This window comes from Rhizobium sp. RAF36 (genome assembly GCF_052114105.1).
GTDB lineage: Bacteria > Pseudomonadota > Alphaproteobacteria > Rhizobiales > Rhizobiaceae > Rhizobium.
The window spans coordinates 436963-451354 of record NZ_JBFREC010000003.1 but is presented as its reverse complement, the minus strand read 5'-3'; the positions used below and the strand labels follow the sequence as shown (position 1 = coordinate 451354).

General features: G+C 56.2%; 15 protein-coding genes and 2 pseudogenes. 6 read left to right on the top strand and 11 right to left on the bottom strand.

Annotation, left to right across the window (positions count from 1 at the left end):
• Nucleotides 1–646 precede the first annotated feature (646 nt).
• On the bottom strand, nucleotides 647–1030 hold the full coding sequence (locus tag AB4Z25_RS13640; protein ID WP_112538312.1) for a LysR family transcriptional regulator: 384 nt from the start codon (nucleotides 1028–1030) through the stop codon (nucleotides 647–649).
• A 241-nt stretch (nucleotides 1031–1271) separates the two neighbouring features.
• On the opposite strand from AB4Z25_RS13640, the gene AB4Z25_RS13635 reads away from it, so the two are divergent.
• A complete protein-coding gene (locus tag AB4Z25_RS13635; RefSeq protein ID WP_112390520.1) occupies nucleotides 1272–1547 on the top strand; it encodes a metalloregulator ArsR/SmtB family transcription factor in 276 nt (91 codons plus the stop codon).
• A 689-nt stretch (nucleotides 1548–2236) separates the two neighbouring features.
• Here the strand turns inward: AB4Z25_RS13635 and AB4Z25_RS13630 are convergent.
• Nucleotides 2237–2362 carry a hypothetical protein gene (locus AB4Z25_RS13630; protein WP_442208228.1) on the bottom strand — a complete coding sequence of 42 codons (126 nt, stop codon included), beginning with the start codon at nucleotides 2360–2362 and terminating at the stop codon, nucleotides 2237–2239.
• A 190-nt stretch (nucleotides 2363–2552) separates the two neighbouring features.
• On the opposite strand from AB4Z25_RS13630, the gene AB4Z25_RS13625 reads away from it, so the two are divergent.
• Together AB4Z25_RS13625 and AB4Z25_RS13620 are read left to right on the top strand one after the other, a co-directional pair.
• The gene (locus tag AB4Z25_RS13625; RefSeq protein WP_148194362.1) at nucleotides 2553–2822 is read left to right on the top strand and encodes a hypothetical protein; all 270 of its coding nucleotides are present in this window, start codon (nucleotides 2553–2555) and stop codon (nucleotides 2820–2822) included.
• Nucleotides 2823–3162: 340 nt separating this feature from the next.
• A pseudogene (locus AB4Z25_RS13620) lies at nucleotides 3163–3276 on the top strand (IS110 family transposase); the annotation flags it as partial.
• Between the two features lie 342 nt (nucleotides 3277–3618).
• Here AB4Z25_RS13620 and AB4Z25_RS13615 read toward each other — a convergent pair.
• Both AB4Z25_RS13615 and AB4Z25_RS13610 read right to left on the bottom strand, forming a co-directional pair.
• Nucleotides 3619–4899: a type II toxin-antitoxin system HipA family toxin gene (locus AB4Z25_RS13615; RefSeq protein WP_162698712.1), complete on the bottom strand. Its 1281-nt coding sequence runs from the start codon at nucleotides 4897–4899 to the stop codon at nucleotides 3619–3621.
• The gene (locus AB4Z25_RS13610) at nucleotides 4886–5227 is read right to left on the bottom strand and encodes a helix-turn-helix domain-containing protein (protein WP_162698711.1); all 342 of its coding nucleotides are present in this window, start codon (nucleotides 5225–5227) and stop codon (nucleotides 4886–4888) included. The genes AB4Z25_RS13615 and AB4Z25_RS13610 overlap by 14 nt, the downstream gene beginning before the upstream one ends.
• Before the next feature lie 341 nt (nucleotides 5228–5568).
• Here AB4Z25_RS13610 and AB4Z25_RS13605 point away from each other — a divergent pair, with 341 nt between their 5' ends.
• Complete coding sequence (locus AB4Z25_RS13605) at nucleotides 5569–5790, top strand: hypothetical protein (RefSeq protein WP_148194363.1); 222 nt, start codon at nucleotides 5569–5571, stop codon at nucleotides 5788–5790.
• Between the two features lie 83 nt (nucleotides 5791–5873).
• Here the strand turns inward: AB4Z25_RS13605 and AB4Z25_RS13600 are convergent, their stop codons facing one another.
• On the bottom strand, nucleotides 5874–6638 hold the full coding sequence (locus AB4Z25_RS13600; protein ID WP_112444335.1) for an exonuclease domain-containing protein: 765 nt from the start codon (nucleotides 6636–6638) through the stop codon (nucleotides 5874–5876).
• A gap of 230 nt (nucleotides 6639–6868) precedes the next feature.
• Between AB4Z25_RS13600 and AB4Z25_RS13595 the strand changes: the two are divergent.
• A pseudogene (locus AB4Z25_RS13595) lies at nucleotides 6869–7120 on the top strand (hypothetical protein); the annotation flags it as partial.
• A 55-nt stretch (nucleotides 7121–7175) separates the two neighbouring features.
• A complete protein-coding gene (locus AB4Z25_RS13590; protein ID WP_442208363.1) occupies nucleotides 7176–7610 on the top strand; it encodes a hypothetical protein in 435 nt (144 codons plus the stop codon).
• On the opposite strand, the gene AB4Z25_RS13585 is transcribed toward AB4Z25_RS13590, so the two are convergent.
• The 6 genes from AB4Z25_RS13585 to AB4Z25_RS13560 all read right to left on the bottom strand — a co-directional run bounded on the left by AB4Z25_RS13585 (nucleotide 7582) and on the right by AB4Z25_RS13560 (nucleotide 14293).
• Nucleotides 7582–8481, bottom strand: a complete 900-nt coding sequence (locus AB4Z25_RS13585) for a sugar phosphate isomerase/epimerase family protein (protein WP_112389158.1) — start codon at nucleotides 8479–8481, stop codon at nucleotides 7582–7584. The genes AB4Z25_RS13590 and AB4Z25_RS13585 overlap by 29 nt on opposite strands.
• A gap of 77 nt (nucleotides 8482–8558) precedes the next feature.
• Nucleotides 8559–9497 (bottom strand): ABC transporter substrate-binding protein, encoded by a 939-nt coding sequence (locus AB4Z25_RS13580; RefSeq protein ID WP_112389159.1) that lies wholly within the window; start codon nucleotides 9495–9497, stop codon nucleotides 8559–8561.
• Between the two features lie 65 nt (nucleotides 9498–9562).
• Nucleotides 9563–10546, bottom strand: coding sequence for an ABC transporter permease subunit (locus AB4Z25_RS13575; protein WP_112389160.1), 984 nt, complete (start codon nucleotides 10544–10546; stop codon nucleotides 9563–9565).
• 23 nt (nucleotides 10547–10569) lie between these two features.
• Nucleotides 10570–12114 (bottom strand): sugar ABC transporter ATP-binding protein, encoded by a 1545-nt coding sequence (locus AB4Z25_RS13570; protein WP_442208227.1) that lies wholly within the window; start codon nucleotides 12112–12114, stop codon nucleotides 10570–10572.
• Nucleotides 12111–13517, bottom strand: coding sequence for an FGGY-family carbohydrate kinase (locus AB4Z25_RS13565; RefSeq protein ID WP_442208226.1), 1407 nt, complete (start codon nucleotides 13515–13517; stop codon nucleotides 12111–12113). Before AB4Z25_RS13565 ends, AB4Z25_RS13570 begins: the two co-directional genes overlap by 4 nt.
• A complete protein-coding gene (locus AB4Z25_RS13560) occupies nucleotides 13517–14293 on the bottom strand; it encodes a DeoR/GlpR family DNA-binding transcription regulator (RefSeq protein ID WP_112389163.1) in 777 nt (258 codons plus the stop codon). Before AB4Z25_RS13560 ends, AB4Z25_RS13565 begins: the two co-directional genes overlap by 1 nt.
• Between the last annotated feature and the right edge of the window lie 99 nt (nucleotides 14294–14392).

The window sequence follows — 14392 nt, the reverse complement described above, 5'->3', positions numbered from 1 at the left end:
GCCGTGCCGTTTTGAGACACCTCTCTTGTACGAGCGTAAGGATGCAATACGCCATGTCATCTTGGTGTGAATGCGGGCCGGTATGGTTTCGCGCGATAATCCGGCCTTTTACCCCAATATGAGGCAATAGATCGGGAGCAAACTATTGTATCGAAACGGGTCATGCGCGCCGGGCTCTACCAAGTCGTCCATTCGATCTTCGCCGTTACCGTCACGGCGGTATTTCTGGCATCGATATCGCGCCATTCGTCTCGGCAGGGTTCGTGGTGGTAGCTGTCGTATACGGGGGATGGTCGATCTGGCATCTGGTGCCACTTTGCCATCTTTCCCTAATTGCAGGAGCGATCTACTTGGTCGGACCCGCATTCCGCAAGCCGCGCTTCTCCCTGACGTGACATCAGACACCTCGCCATACTGGCTGCGTCCTAGCGTTTACCTTGAAGCTTAATATCAACAGCGGGTTATCGTCCGGGTTGGCTACTAGGACCGAGGACGTCTTGCGCAAACGCCGCATGACGATGCTGGATTGCGTTTCACGCGTGCGGCTCGAACGGATTTCAAGATCGATCCCCGCACCGACAAGGTCACTATTGTGCTCAGTTCCGACCACCTCAACGGAAACATCCGGATAGCGCTTGAGAAAATTTTAAACCGTCCGGGTGACGACGAGCTCAACGAATGGCGTCGGACATCCCAGCCGGGCAAGCCCCTGCGGCCGCTCCTGCGCGCTGATGACTGCATTTCTCGCGTCCTCGGCGGCCTGCAGGATCGCGACGCAGGGTTCATATAAAGCTCTTCCGATCTCCGTTACGTGAAAATTGCGCGTTGAGCGCTCTATCAGCCGCGCGCTCAACTCATCCTCAAGTTTCTGGATGCGAATACTGAGTTTCGACCTTGCAATGCCAAGGCTGCGGCTGGCTGCCGAATAACCGCCATGGGCGACGACAGCGGTGAAGTATCGACGGTCATTCAGTTCGTTGACCGACATTGCTGTCTGGATTTCGACGCACCGGTGCGGGTTCTCGTCCACGCCAGCGTTGCGCCTTCAAGATGTTCAGCTCATCAACGTCAAGCCCAAGTGCTTGGCATCGTTAAGCGAATACCTCTCAGCACGAACCGCGGACCAAAACAATGATCTTTGGTTGCTTCCGTTTTTGCGGCCGGTAGATTAACGCTAGCCGTAATTGCGGTACATCACCTTACGGAAGGCGTACAGTTTGAGCGACGAACACGAGAGATTGGCTGAAAAGAAAGCCGCCCTTCTTTCAGCTATGGCCAATCCCAACCGGCTAAAGATCTTGCTGGCGTTGTCGAGGGGCGAAACATCCGTGGGCAATCTTGAGCAGTATGTTGAGCTTTCGCAATCAGCGCTCTCCCAGCACCTCTCCAAGCTTCGGCACGACAAATTGGTCTCCACGAGACGGAGCGCCCAGACCATTTACTACGCAACACGCGATCCTCGCGTTCTCAAGATGCTTTCGGTTCTGGAAGAGATTTTCGTCCAGAACCAACGGGGCGGCAGACACGCGCAATCGTCCGGCAAATGACCAACACTTGCAATCTCGCAGATTGTATTTCGCGTTCGCAACACGTTCTCACATTTGTCACTCCCTATATTCTTTCTTGCTAATTTTCGTTGCGGCAGCCGATGACAGGGATGTCCGTGAGAGGCCTTGGCGAATTCGCTTGAGACTGATGCGGGGGGGCTGCCATCCGGGGCAAGATGCTGTGCCAAGACCGTCGCGCTTGATATGAAACCATCCTCGGGTCAAAATCTCGCATGGCCGATTGAAACGTTGCTGGGAGCGTTCAGCACTGTCAACCAGAGATTGGCGAAGGCGAATTCTCTGGTTGTTCGGCAGATCCGCGAATGTTGAAAGACTATTCGATATGCAGGAAGCGGCGGCTCCGGGGATCTTCACCCCGCCCAACGCGAAAGCGGCGGCGAGCATCGGGCGGGGTGAGCAACGGCAACGCAACATGCCGTAACGAGGACCGTTCAACGAGCCTATCGTCACCGCATCCTGTTAAGTCGGGTTAAGCCTTCATCGAGGATCAAGGTAGCGGGATCAGGTCTGCAGATTAAAAGCATAGCGGCGGGAAACGAACTGTCCATCGATCGCATGCCGATGACCGCTTTGAAATTGCTAAACCGGGTATTGCTGACGCTATCGATCGGCATCGACCGCGACCCTCTTGGCAGTAGATCGAGCTGAACACCATCCACAGGCGCCATTTAGGGATCGGCTTTGCCGGAGCCGCCGTTCGGTCCCGCAACCGCATGTTCGAGCAGCTTCAGCAACCCTGCAATAATCAGGACGACAGCAAATGCAATTGGTACTCCGACAGTCAGCATGAACATCGACGCTCCCCCACCGCTTATCTTGTCAGTTTTGCCGTGCCTGACGAGAATACAACCGGGCCATACGACTTAAGCCGAATGGGATGCCTGTAACCGCTTCTCGCTACGATCACGCCGTTATCCCCCTGATAGCCAAGATGTGCTTCACCGAATTTGCGCGATTGTGACGTCGTGGCATGCAGGAGGAAACATGACGATTTTGCGTTTGGCATTCTGTTTGATCGGTGCGTCTTTTGTGGTTGCCGCTGGCCTGATCCACTATGCGCTTTCTCACCCCGCTACCGTTGGCATAGCCGAGATCGATACGGTTTGTTGCACACATGTCCAGCAGCAACTGTTCATATGGTTCACCTTGCTTTGCACAGCAACGCCAGGAGCGGGCTGTCATTGTCTGGGCAAGCCACCTGTGGGAATGGCACGAGGTGTAGGGCCGGGTAATCCCACCGTAGAATTGCCGTGAGTTCGATAGCATGCTTACTTAATTTCTGGCAGCACCGCAGCCGCCGGTTTCGCCCCAGGGCAGGCCTAGGACCCGCCGCGAAACCCTCACGGTGGGTCTTTTGCATTGGAATGCACTCCCGCCGGGCCTACCTCGTAGCTAAGTGCACCGATCTATCCCCAACAACTGCCGTATTCATTGGGCGACAGCGGAGGCCGCAGGGCGCTCCTTGTACGCGCCGCAGCGACATTACCTGCACATTCGCCATGGGCACCAGCTGGAGGCGCTCCATTTCGTAGCGGACTAGAACTTCGCCGTACCGCGTTCGCGCAAAGGAAGCGGACGCTCGCGTCAGCCCGGCCTGCACCGCAACGTCGTAATCGTGGCGATGGCAAACAAGCTCGCCCGCATTGCCTGGGCCGTATTGCGAAAGGAACGTCCATTCGATCGCGCGTGGGGCGCCATCACAGCGTAAGAAGATCGGCTGCGTTTATCTGCAGCCCATGATGTTTGCGAGAAGGACCATAGATGGCCTGACAGTTGACCGGCGTACGGAAAGCCCAGCAGTGCAAATGGCTTGAAGCCGTGTTGATTATTGAGGCTCCGGACGTGCGGATATCCATCTTGGCCACTGCATGACCGTGAGACCGAATACGTTGAAGAAGACTGTTCAGGGTTCTAAAAAATCTACTTGCAAAAAGGGCGGGCCATGCGTTTGCGCTGAAAGCTGACCCGGGATTTGCACTGAGAAGTCTGCCGCAGTCCGGCGTCAGCTTTCAGCGCAAATCATCACCTCGTCTGATCATCGAGGTTTTAGCTATGCTGAAACAACTTCTCGCACGAGGGAGAGTGTGGACAAGCGAGAAAGAAGTTTGCCCTTCATTTCAGAGGGTAAGGGCGCTTCGTCGATTATCGGTGGCCAAGAGTGAACCGCTTTTCGAACGGTATCGATGACTTGATCAATTATCACCTTTGGTGCGACCTTGAGCGCACCCGCCGCCCGCTCGAACCTGCGTAATCCGACTAGATTTGGATCTTTCGTCCCTCCAAATTCCAGGGCCATCTTCGCATCACCATAAAGGAATGTCGGCACTATATCATAGGCGGGCGTCAGAGTTATTTCTCCGCTCCGGGGATACAAGAATGACCAGTTTTTCAAGTGAGCGTCGCCGTTTCCAAGCAGCAAATTGACCACGATACGCCGTACGCTCTCTAGAAGCTCACCCCTGCCGTCGTAGCAAAACCGCTGAACGATGTTCATGACGGTTGCCTCATTGGCCTTGGTGTATTTCTGATCCCCCATCGCGCCGACAATCTGGGCAAAGTCTTCGGACTGTATTCGTTGGCCCTCTGGTCCCCGGTCAAATCTCTCGAGGGAAAGGGAGTGCTGGCCTTTTAACAGATACTCGGCAGGGATTCCGTCTATCTTCTCCTGTGCAATCAAATCCGCGTTCGCGACGCGCACGCCGACGGCTGCAGCAAGTCTAAGCGCGGTCCACTCCGCTTCTGGAAGAAATGCGTGCTGGGGAGATGGGGTCTTGAGTATGAGATGGCCGTCTCCGGATTTCGCAGGGATTGTCAACGCAGCCCGATTTGTCGCTGAGAATTTCAGCTGCACACCTGCAAGAGAGAATCTGATCTCTTCAGAAGGAGCAGGTTTGGTCGCCGGTTGCTTGTCTACTCGCGCCGCAAGCGCTGGACTGCCTGCCTCCAGGCGAGCAATCAGCGCGCCGGGCAAGTCCTCGCCTAGTTTTGCCAACACATCGAAATTGTCAAACGCTCCAGCACCGAATTCCTTCTCGACGAGCTCCCGGAGCGCACCTTCTGGCAGAAGGTTTTGAAAGAAGGAAGGTAACGAGCCACCAAACATTACCTTATCTCCCGTCGCCCTCAAGCGAGCGACGGTTTCTTCCTCATTTGCACCTCGCCATGAGACACTGACAAGCGGACGCTCCTTGCCAAGAGCGATGTAACCATCGTCAACGAAGAATCTAACCGTCCCTGATGGCTCACGTATCAATGATCCAACTCGCAGCTCCTTCCCTGGCGCTACCGCGAACGTGATCCCTATCAACCCGGCCCGGTTAACGATCAGCATCGAGGCCTTCCTCGCCGGTTTCGCTGTCGTCGATGAATACTTCATCGAAAACAGTCGGCAGGTCGTAGGCCGGTGCTATCTGACGGTCACGAATACCAATTATTGCTTGCACATCGGCAAGTCTGTCATTTGGCACGAACATCAGCGTTAGCCCCAATGCTGCTCCGATCTCGTTGAGGAAGTCTACCGTGCTATTGGACTTACCATTTTCGAGCTCGCTGATACGAGCGGGGTTCTTTCCTGTTCTCTGTGCAAGATCGTGGATACGCAGCCCTCGCTTCCTGCGAAAACTCGATACCTGTCTTCCGATCTCAGTCTTGATACTCATTCGATAAGCCGAAAATATCATATAATATTTCTTTTTATCGAACACTCGTGTTTCTGTCAATTTCTATATAGAGAATCTTACGTGATATTTTTCTATAAAACGAAAAAATCTTCGCCGCATCGACCTGCTGCATCTTCGCGCGCCCCGCCCTACCCCTGCGGAGCACCTCTCTGTCAGATCGCCATCTTTAATCGAGGGAGGTCGTCGGGCAACACGTTCATCCCGGCCGCTTGAGCCGCTTCGACAAACGCCACCTGGATCACGAAGTTCGCATCGAGATCCGAGGCCGCCCATCAGTTCGCCTCCTCCGCGAGCGGCGCGGTCAGTTTCGGAGGCTCGCGGTGAACGACGTCTACTCGAAAGCGTCGCGAGTTCTCGACAGCGAAGAGCTGACGAAGGTCGAGCCAAACCACAAGAAGCGGACGGAGGTGAAGGCGATGATCGCGCTCGTCCAAGAGCAGCGATCACGCCTTGAGAAGTTGAGGCAGGAACAGGAGGACTACTCTGCCGCCCAAGACGAGTCGTGGGAGGCGGATCATTTTCCGGACGGCGTCTCGGCCTAGAGGCTAGGCCCCGAAGACGGCTCGATCCTAGACAGGTCAACCTGGCTTTGCATTGTTGATACCGCGCCGTGGCAGCTCATTTATTACAGCAAACTGCCTTGGCTCGGCTCGCTATCGACGTCAGCTACCGATGCTGCTCCTCGCCTAACCATCTCGGTTTCGGCGGTAAATCGGACATCTCGATCACGATCCATCAAGAACTGCTCGACGACCTTAGAGTCTATCAAATCCCAAGACTTACCGCGGTCAGGTCCGGATGGCACCCGGGGCAGAAGTCCCGGCTCAGCACTCCACGCGAGCAGCCGTTCAATTGACGACACGTTGAGCATGTCGCGAAGATGGTGCGCGGTGACGTAGGCGTCCGGCATAGCCCGATGAGCTGGAAGTCCTAGCTGGTGGATAAGGCCTTCAGGCATTCGCTGGTAGCGAAGCATCTGGTTCGAAAATCGTTGCAGATGCGGCCATAACCTCATCGCGCATTTCCACGTGCATATCCATTGCGCGCCGCCCGTCAGGCGTGGGGTGCAGTAACGCTGCTCGAAACTGGCGCGGTGGGCAGCCAACGCGACAACCGGTCGGGTGGGCTGAAGCACCGAAGCTGCGACTTCCTTCCATAGAGGCGCGCCCGCCACATCGCTATCACGGATATGGTGGACGGCCATCGTTTCGGCGGAAATCGGACGGCCTGGATTGACCAGGAGCGAACCGCGCTCGAGATCGAGCTGCCAGCGACCGTCGTCCGTTTGTATCACATCCTGCCAGCCGATTTCGCACACGTCATGCGGACCGTTGCCACTAGTCTCGAGGTCGATCACGCGGACAATGGTCTGTTTTGATATCTGGGCCATCCGCCATCCGAAGCACCTGCCGATCATAGCTGTTCTCATCGCACTCGAACCCAATCTTCGAGCGCGGTCGCCGCGTTCCTGAATTGAATTAGGGCCAGGCACGGTTTCCTACAAGTTCGGCTGCTAACCAATGTGGCCGCGCCAGGCATTGATGGCATCGCCGTCCTGTATGACTCGCCAGAAGTTGACGATGACTGACAAATGGTTCGGGATATTACTTCAGAGACTGGATGAAGAAAGCATGTGGGACGACACGGCTTTTATTGTCACCACCGACCAATGGGCACGACCTCGGCGAGCGTGGCGGTTATGGCAAGCAGTTTCCGCACTTCGATAGCCACGCCAACCTCCCGTTGATGGTCTGGCATCCCCATTTGAAATGCCATGAGGGCAGGATAGAAGCTTTAACGTCGACAGTCGATATCTTCGCTTCGGTCCTGGAGATGGGCGGCGTTACAGGACCAGCCAGGTCACACTTGCGATCATTTGTGCCGCTTCTTGGAGGCGACACTTCAAGCGCACGGGACGCTGTCATCTATGGCACATTCGGACAAGGGATTTGCTGCGGCGACGACCGCCGTCCCTGCCCTTGCCACGGCGACCGATCCGATGGCTGGCATGGAACGCGACATCCGCGACGCTGCTGTGGCATCGGTCCGCGCAGCGTTTACGGGCGACCAGACCAAGGCCACGGAAGCTAGCAATCCAGCCGCCGACGCGATCGCCAAGGCGCAGAACCACGAGCAGCATATAGAGGTGCTGTTTCCCAAGCAAAGCAGCAGGCTACCGAAGCTGCCCAAACGGTCACGACCGCAGTTTCGTCCGGTGCGGTCCTGGGGTTCATCGCCCTCGCAGTGCCGCGGCGGTTCGGTTGGCACCACCCACCTCACCCGCGACGACGACATATACGTCGCCCGTTGCTTGGTCGCAGCCCAATTCGCCGCTATTTCCAGGACAAATGTTTCGCTTTAACCAACTGCGCTTTCAATTTTGCTGTCTCAAGCCCGAGTTGGATGAAGGATCGTGCATGCTTCGAAAGTGCTACATTGTCGTCCCAAAGATTTCTCCAGATTGCAGTCTTCAACGAGAGATCTCTATCCACGATGCTGGTTGAAAAGGACTCGAACGTTACGTAGTCGTCCCAACCGATTGCCACGAGCGCATCGAAAATTGCCGGAAAATCGATGTTGCCTGTCCCAAGATACCCACGATGGCTTTCGCCAATGTGCATGTAGCCGATCTTGTCGGCTGCATTACGAATCGCGAGCCCAACGTCGGCTTCCTCAATGTTCATATGGAATGTGTCGAGATGCAGCAGAACATTCGACGCGCCGGTGTCAGCGATGTACGCCAATCCTTGCGCTGCGGTGTTTAGCATATTGCTTTCGAAGCGATTGACGATTTCCAGGTTCAACGTCACCCCCGACCGGCTGGCACGCTCGGCTACACGAGATAACGTCGTCACGCTTGTGTCCCAGCCCCGCTGTGTTAGCGCCTGTTCCTGTTTTCCATGAGCTGAGCTCAGAATCCCGGCGAGCTTGGATCCACCAAGTTCACTTACGAGTGCGACGGCGCGGTCAAGGATTGCTTCGCCGTTTGCGACGACAGACGGCTCTTCGCTGGATATGTCGCCATCAAGTGGAAGCCCCATGCTGACAGCTACGTCAAGGTCTAGTTCTTTGATGCGAGAAGCCAGCCATTTGACATCAACCTGCTCCGGGTCGAGATACGAGAACTCAACGAGCTTGAAACCCAATTCATGAGAGCGAACGAGCGTCTGCTCCAGCTCGTCTTTAGAGGACCCGGCACTCCAGACAAATGAGTGAACGCCTATTTTAGCCATCGAAACAATTCCTGTTCGTTCATGAATTCGTGACGATCCGCCGATGTCAAGCATCGGCGGATCGTCTGAAGGACGGGTTAGCGGGCTGCTGTCCAGCCCTTGTAGTCCTTGATGTTGTCAGCAGTGATGAGCTGCGGATCGAGAAGTACGGTGTCTTGGGCGGGCTTTTTGCCGTTCAGTACATCGACTGCCATCTTTAGCGAGTCACCGGCCATGGTGTACGGGTCCTGCGATGCAGATGCTTTGATCATCGAGTTACCGCTTGCGAGCGACTTTTCGATGTCAGGTGCGCCGTCCACGGCGGTGAAGAAGAATTCGTTGCGGTTCAGCTGCTTGGCTGCAAGTTCCGCACCGATAGCTGTCGGGTCGTTGATCGCAAAGACCGCGTCAATCTTGTCGAAGCGGGTGAGGAGACCCTGCATAACCGCAAGACCGCCATCGCGTGAGCCCTGAGCGTTCTGATCGTCCGACAGAATTTTAATATCAGGGCTTTTTGCAAGCACGTTCTTGCAGCCCTGGACGCGATCGATGATCGACGAGGAGGCCGGACCATTAATGATTACAACGTCACCCTTGCCCTTGAGCTGATCGACAATATAACCACAAGCCTCTTCACCGGCCTTGATATTGTTGGTCATGACCGTGACATCAGCGCCCGGCGCGGACACGTCGAAGGCGGCGACAATAACGCCGGCTGCCTGGGCCTTCTTGACAGCCGGGGCAATCGCCTTGGCGTCAACAGCGTTCAGCATGATGATGTCAACGCCGGCCGCAACGAAGCTGTCCATCTGCGAAACCTGTTTGTTGAGGTCATAGTCAGCGGAAACCGAGGTGACCTGAACATTTGGATTGATCTCCTTTGCGCGGTCTTCGATCCCCTTGATCGTTGCCACGAAGAACGGATTGCCAAGCAGACCGACGGAGATGCCGATCTTTTGGAGATCCTTTGCCGATGCCGGCATCGTAATCGCGGCCGCGATGGCAGTGCCCATGAGCAGTTTAGAGAACAAACGCATACTTTCCTCCATAATGGCGCTCCCTGCGCCCGTGATCCGGTAACCCCGGTCCCTCAAGCCGCACGTCATGTGCGGCTAAGTCCTTTCAGCCTGTAGCGGTCAAGTGCCACGGCAACGATGATGACAAGTCCCTTGATGATGTACTGCCAAATGTCCGAGACACCGACGAGGATGAGGCCGTTGGAGAGCACAGCGATGATCAGTGCTCCGATCAGCGTCCCCCAGATCGACCCGACACCCCCGACAAAGCTGGTTCCGCCGAGGATGACCGCAGCGATGGCATCGAGCTCATAGGCTTGCCCGAGCTGCAGGCCATTTGCGGCATAGAGGCGTGCAGCCGACATAACGCCGCCTACGCCCGACAGCAGGCCTGACATCGAATACACAAAAAGCAGAACTAGCGGAACTTTGATCCCGGTGAGCCGAGCAGCTTCGACATTGCCCCCCACGGCATAAATCCAGGTGCCAAGCACTGTCCGCTTCAGAATGAACCAGGAGATGACGATGGTTGCGAGGGCGATGATCGCCAGCCAGGGAATGCCGAGCAGCGAACCGTTCCCGATGAAGTCGAACGGAAGATCGGCGTTGAACACGGTTGTGTCATTGCCGAGAAGGCGCGCAATGCCGCGCATCGCGGTCAGCGACCCGAGCGTCACGATGAACGGTGGAAGCTTGAGAAACGAGATAATGACACCGTTGACGACGCCGCAGGCAAGTCCCACACCGATAGCGGCGGGAATGCCCAGCATACCGATATCGGGCCAAAGCGAAACGATGACGCCGACCATCGCCGACGCCGCCAGGATCGATCCGACGGACAAGTCGATGCCGCCAGTGAGGATGACGAACGTCATACCGGCTGCAAGCACCGTATTGATCGAAGCTTGCTGCGTGACGATGGACAAATTGTTGACGCTGAGAAACCGTCCGCTCAACAGATGAAAGCCGATCGCCAAGATCACTAGCACCGGCAGCATACCGAGCGCGGTCAATGTCGATCGAAACTTTGCCTTGTTGGCATTCGTCTGTTCAGTGGGTGTCGCGGTCATATTCTCATCCCGTCTTTTTGGTCTCAGGCAACTTTGGATACCGAACCGGTGGAGAAGGCCATGATAGCTTCCTGGCTGATTGGCTGGTCCCGCGTCGCCAAAACCTCTCCAGCGATGCGGCCCTCGCGCATAACGAGGACGCGGTCAGCAATGCCAAGGATTTCAGGCAAGTCGCTGGAGATCACGACGATGGCGATCCCGGTCTGTGCCAGTTCGTCGATGATCCGGTAGATTTCGGATTTGGCACCGACGTCGACACCACGTGTAGGCTCGTCGAAAATAATGACCTTTGGTTTGGTTTCCAACAACCGCGCGATCAGCGCCTTTTGCTGGTTGCCGCCGGAAAGCGCTCCGACGTTCACGCTTGCGCTCAGTGTGCGGATCGAAAGCGATTTTATTGCACGAGCAGCACGTTCCTTCGCAGCGGCAAAGTTCAAGATGCCTCCGCGGCCAGCATCCTTGCCAATGACACCGATATTGATGTTTTCGGTTATCGTCATGTCAAGGAAAAGGCCGAGACCTTTCCGGTCTTCCGTCAGATAGACAATACCCGCATCCATTGCGTCCCGCGGACCGCCGATTGCGAGTTCAACACCTTCGAGCGTGACCGTGCCTGTCGCCTTGCGATCGGCTCCAAAGATGAGGCGTGCAAGCTCAGTGCGTCCGGAACCGACAAGGCCGGCGATGCCAAGCACTTCGCCTGCCTTCGCGTCGAATGAGCAATCATGCACGCGGCGGCCGTCGCCCAAGCCCTTAACCGACAGAATGGTCTTGGCGGCTTGCTGTGGAGCGCCGTGCTCCTTCTTGTAAAACGAGGATAGGTCCCGGCCCACCATCATGGAAACGAGCTTTTCAGCCGAGAGATTCTCGCGCTCTAGCGTTCCGACATACGCGCTGTCCCGCAGGACGCTGACGCGATCGGCGAGTGCGTAGATTTCTTCCATTCGATGGCTAATATAAATGATGGCGATGCCGCGTGCCTTGAGCCCGCCGATGACTTCGAATAGCCGCTCCGTTTCCCTCGAGGTTAGGGAAGTCGTCGGCTCGTCCATGACAATGATTTTGGCATTCGTCGTCAAAGCACGGGCAATTTCCACCATCTGCCGCTCGCCAAGAGATAGCGTCGCGACGAGTTGAGACGGACCGAAGGAAATACCCAACTGCTTGAGGATCGGCGCAACCTTTGCGCGGGCGGCGGCCTTGTCGACAACGCCGTAACGAGAGGGCTCGGCCCCAAGAAACATATTTTGGGCAACCGTAAGATTGGGTGCGAGCGAAAGCTCCTGGTAAATGACAGAGATACCGTTGGCCTTGGCCTTGATCGGATCTCCAGCAACGATGGGCTTACCGTCCACCAGAACCGCGCCGCCGGGGTCGGCCGTATACGCGCCGGAAAGCACTTTCATCAACGTCGACTTGCCGGCGCCGTTTTCCCCCATGAGAGCGTGAACCTCACCTGGATATACTGTGAGCGAAACATTCGTCAGCGCCTTCGTGCTTGCGAAGGTCTTGCTGATGTTCCTCATCTCCAGCACAGGCCCAAGAGTTTTGGTGTCGGTTGCGCTCATGCGTGAAGCTCCTTCTTGGGCGTCGCCATATCGGGTCCTTCGATTTCCACCAAAGCGCGCCACGTGTCGGCATAAGCCTCAAGCCCGAAAAGTTGCAGCGGTTCAGCCATCTTCGTCTTGTTTGCGAACGGCTTTTTACTCATCGTTTCGAAGACCAGTGCAGCCGCACCGAACGCGCTGCCTTCGGCAGTCGCGCTGGTGAAAATGGCTTGGGAAGGCCGCAGTTGCGCGAGAAGCTCGGCATACAGACCTGTTTTTACAAGGCCGCCGTCGATAACGATCGGGTTAGTCGACCGGATCAGATCGAGTGAGAAATTGGTCATTAGTGCGACGTAGAGTAGCGCGGCGGCTGCACGTTCTTCACCGTCGATCTCAGGGCCGACAAATCGTCCCTCGCAACCTTGCATCGGGCCGCCAGGTGCAAACGATGGCAGTGCAAATACTCCCTTGGCGATAACCCGGGAGACCGCATCGATACTCACGGTCCTGTTCCAACCTCCGCTGGCAAGATCATACTCCCTGCCGCCCATGAACCTAATCGTTGGGGTAGGCTTGCCGTCTACAGTGACGTTGGCGAGCATGTCTCGATGTTCATCAAGCGCTTCTAGAGGACAAGCGGAATTGAATATGACCACCCAGGTGCCGGTCGATACCAGCGTGAAATCATCGAAGCCGATAGAGCGGTAGTAATAAAGAGCGGAGTTGCTGTCGTGGACGCCATTGTGGACCACTATTGAGCCGGCAGGTTCGCCTCTTTCAAGAGCGTCCCATTCGCCGAGCGCCGTCCCTGCCCGCTCGAAAGTCGGCATTTTTTCTCGCCAGCCTCGACTATCGACCAGACTGCTGAAGTCGTCCTTCAGCGGTGCCCACAGGTGGGAATGGCATCCGACGTAGGAAATTTCCGAGACCATCTTGCCGGAAAACTTCCAGGACCAGAATTGCGGATAAGGCAGGATAGCTTCTACGCGCCGGAAGTCGTCCGGGTTCCTAGCCTCCAACCAAAGCATATGTCGTCCGTAATTGAACCCAAGCGGCAACCGAGGAGAGTAGGTTTCGTTAAATGTTGGGACTAGCATGTCAATGCGACCTGCAAGCGGCTGTGGAGGTTCTTGCTCATAGTCGAGGATCGGGTGAACGAGACGACCCTGTTCCACGAGTGCAAATGTGCACCCGTGGCCCGAGAACATGACGTGCCCGACGCCATGGTCTTTAATCGCCTTCGATAGCGCTATCTTCATCCAGCTGAAAAGAGCATCGTCATCAAGCACGCGAAGGCCTGCATGCTCGATCCAAAGGGGTTTTGTGCGGTCTTCCGACAGCACTGACCCGTCCTCTCCGAAAATAAAGAGCTTGGAGTTCGTTTTGCCAAGATCGAATACCGCAACTGATCTGGAAGCCGTCATCACTGTCCTCCGAGAGTGGCGATCATGATCGTGACGCCGGCATCTTCAAGCATCTTCGCTCCGGCGTCGGAAAGTCCATCATCGATAACGATCGTACCAATCCTTGAAAGAGGGAGGACGATGTTGCGGGGCTGGATCGAAAGCTTCCTACTGTCGGCCAAAAGCACGATCTCGTCGGCGCAGCTGCTGAGCTCGCCGATGGCCTTGGTCAGGAGGGGATGCGATTCCAGAAGACCTTCGCTGCCAATGCCTTGCGTACCGAGAAAGAACCGCGAGGCAAAGAAGTCAGGCGCTCCGGCCGACGCGTCGTGGACGATGCCAGGTTCGCGGTACAGCACTCCGCCCGCCAGTGTCAGATTGCAGGTGCCGTGCTCGCCAAGGTAGGCCGCGAGCGGCATTGAATTGGTATAGAGCCGGACATTGCGGCGCGCCAACTGCAAGCCGAGTTGATAGCAAGTCGATCCCGCATGAACGATGATCGAGTCGCCGTCACGAACGAGGCTCGCGGCCTTCTCCGCAATCGCCCGCTTGGCATCGACTGCGATGTCCCGGTTCTCATCGTAGGGCCGCGCCGACAACCGTGCCGAAGCTGACGATTCATTCGCCGATATCCCACCATAAACTTTTCGAGCGACGCCGGTCTCATCCAGCTTGTCGATGTCACGGCGGATCGTCGCCGGAGAAACGCCAAGGCGCTCCTGCAAATCTCGGACAGACGCAAACGGCCTCTCGCGAAGTAGCTCCGTGATCAGACGATGTCGATCGGAATCGTTCAATTCAATCCTCCGTGACGCTTCTCCCTCAGCGTCAATGAGGAACATTAATCACAGCGTCGCTTACATCGCAATACCGAAGCTTACATTTCTTCACTGTTG

What these genes read in the sequence shown, in the direction of transcription:
- AB4Z25_RS13585 (WP_112389158.1), bottom strand. Translation starts at nt 8,481, where the DNA reads ATGGCTAAAATAGGCGTTCACTCATTTGTCTGGAGTGCCGGGTCCTCT.
- AB4Z25_RS13630 (WP_442208228.1), bottom strand. Translation starts at nt 2,362, where the DNA reads ATGTTCATGCTGACTGTCGGAGTACCAATTGCATTTGCTGTCGTCCTG.
- AB4Z25_RS13625 (WP_148194362.1), top strand. Translation starts at nt 2,553, where the DNA reads ATGACGATTTTGCGTTTGGCATTCTGTTTGATCGGTGCGTCTTTTGTG.
- AB4Z25_RS13615 (WP_162698712.1), bottom strand. Translation starts at nt 4,899, where the DNA reads ATGCTGATCGTTAACCGGGCCGGGTTGATAGGGATCACGTTCGCGGTA.
- AB4Z25_RS13580 (WP_112389159.1), bottom strand. Translation starts at nt 9,497, where the DNA reads ATGCGTTTGTTCTCTAAACTGCTCATGGGCACTGCCATCGCGGCCGCG.
- AB4Z25_RS13570 (WP_442208227.1), bottom strand. Translation starts at nt 12,114, where the DNA reads ATGAGCGCAACCGACACCAAAACTCTTGGGCCTGTGCTGGAGATGAGG.
- AB4Z25_RS13610 (WP_162698711.1), bottom strand. Translation starts at nt 5,227, where the DNA reads ATGAGTATCAAGACTGAGATCGGAAGACAGGTATCGAGTTTTCGCAGG.
- AB4Z25_RS13635 (WP_112390520.1), top strand. Translation starts at nt 1,272, where the DNA reads ATGGCCAATCCCAACCGGCTAAAGATCTTGCTGGCGTTGTCGAGGGGC.
- AB4Z25_RS13565 (WP_442208226.1), bottom strand. Translation starts at nt 13,517, where the DNA reads ATGACGGCTTCCAGATCAGTTGCGGTATTCGATCTTGGCAAAACGAAC.
- AB4Z25_RS13590 (WP_442208363.1), top strand. Translation starts at nt 7,176, where the DNA reads ATGGCACATTCGGACAAGGGATTTGCTGCGGCGACGACCGCCGTCCCT.
- AB4Z25_RS13575 (WP_112389160.1), bottom strand. Translation starts at nt 10,546, where the DNA reads ATGACCGCGACACCCACTGAACAGACGAATGCCAACAAGGCAAAGTTT.
- AB4Z25_RS13600 (WP_112444335.1), bottom strand. Translation starts at nt 6,638, where the DNA reads ATGGCCCAGATATCAAAACAGACCATTGTCCGCGTGATCGACCTCGAG.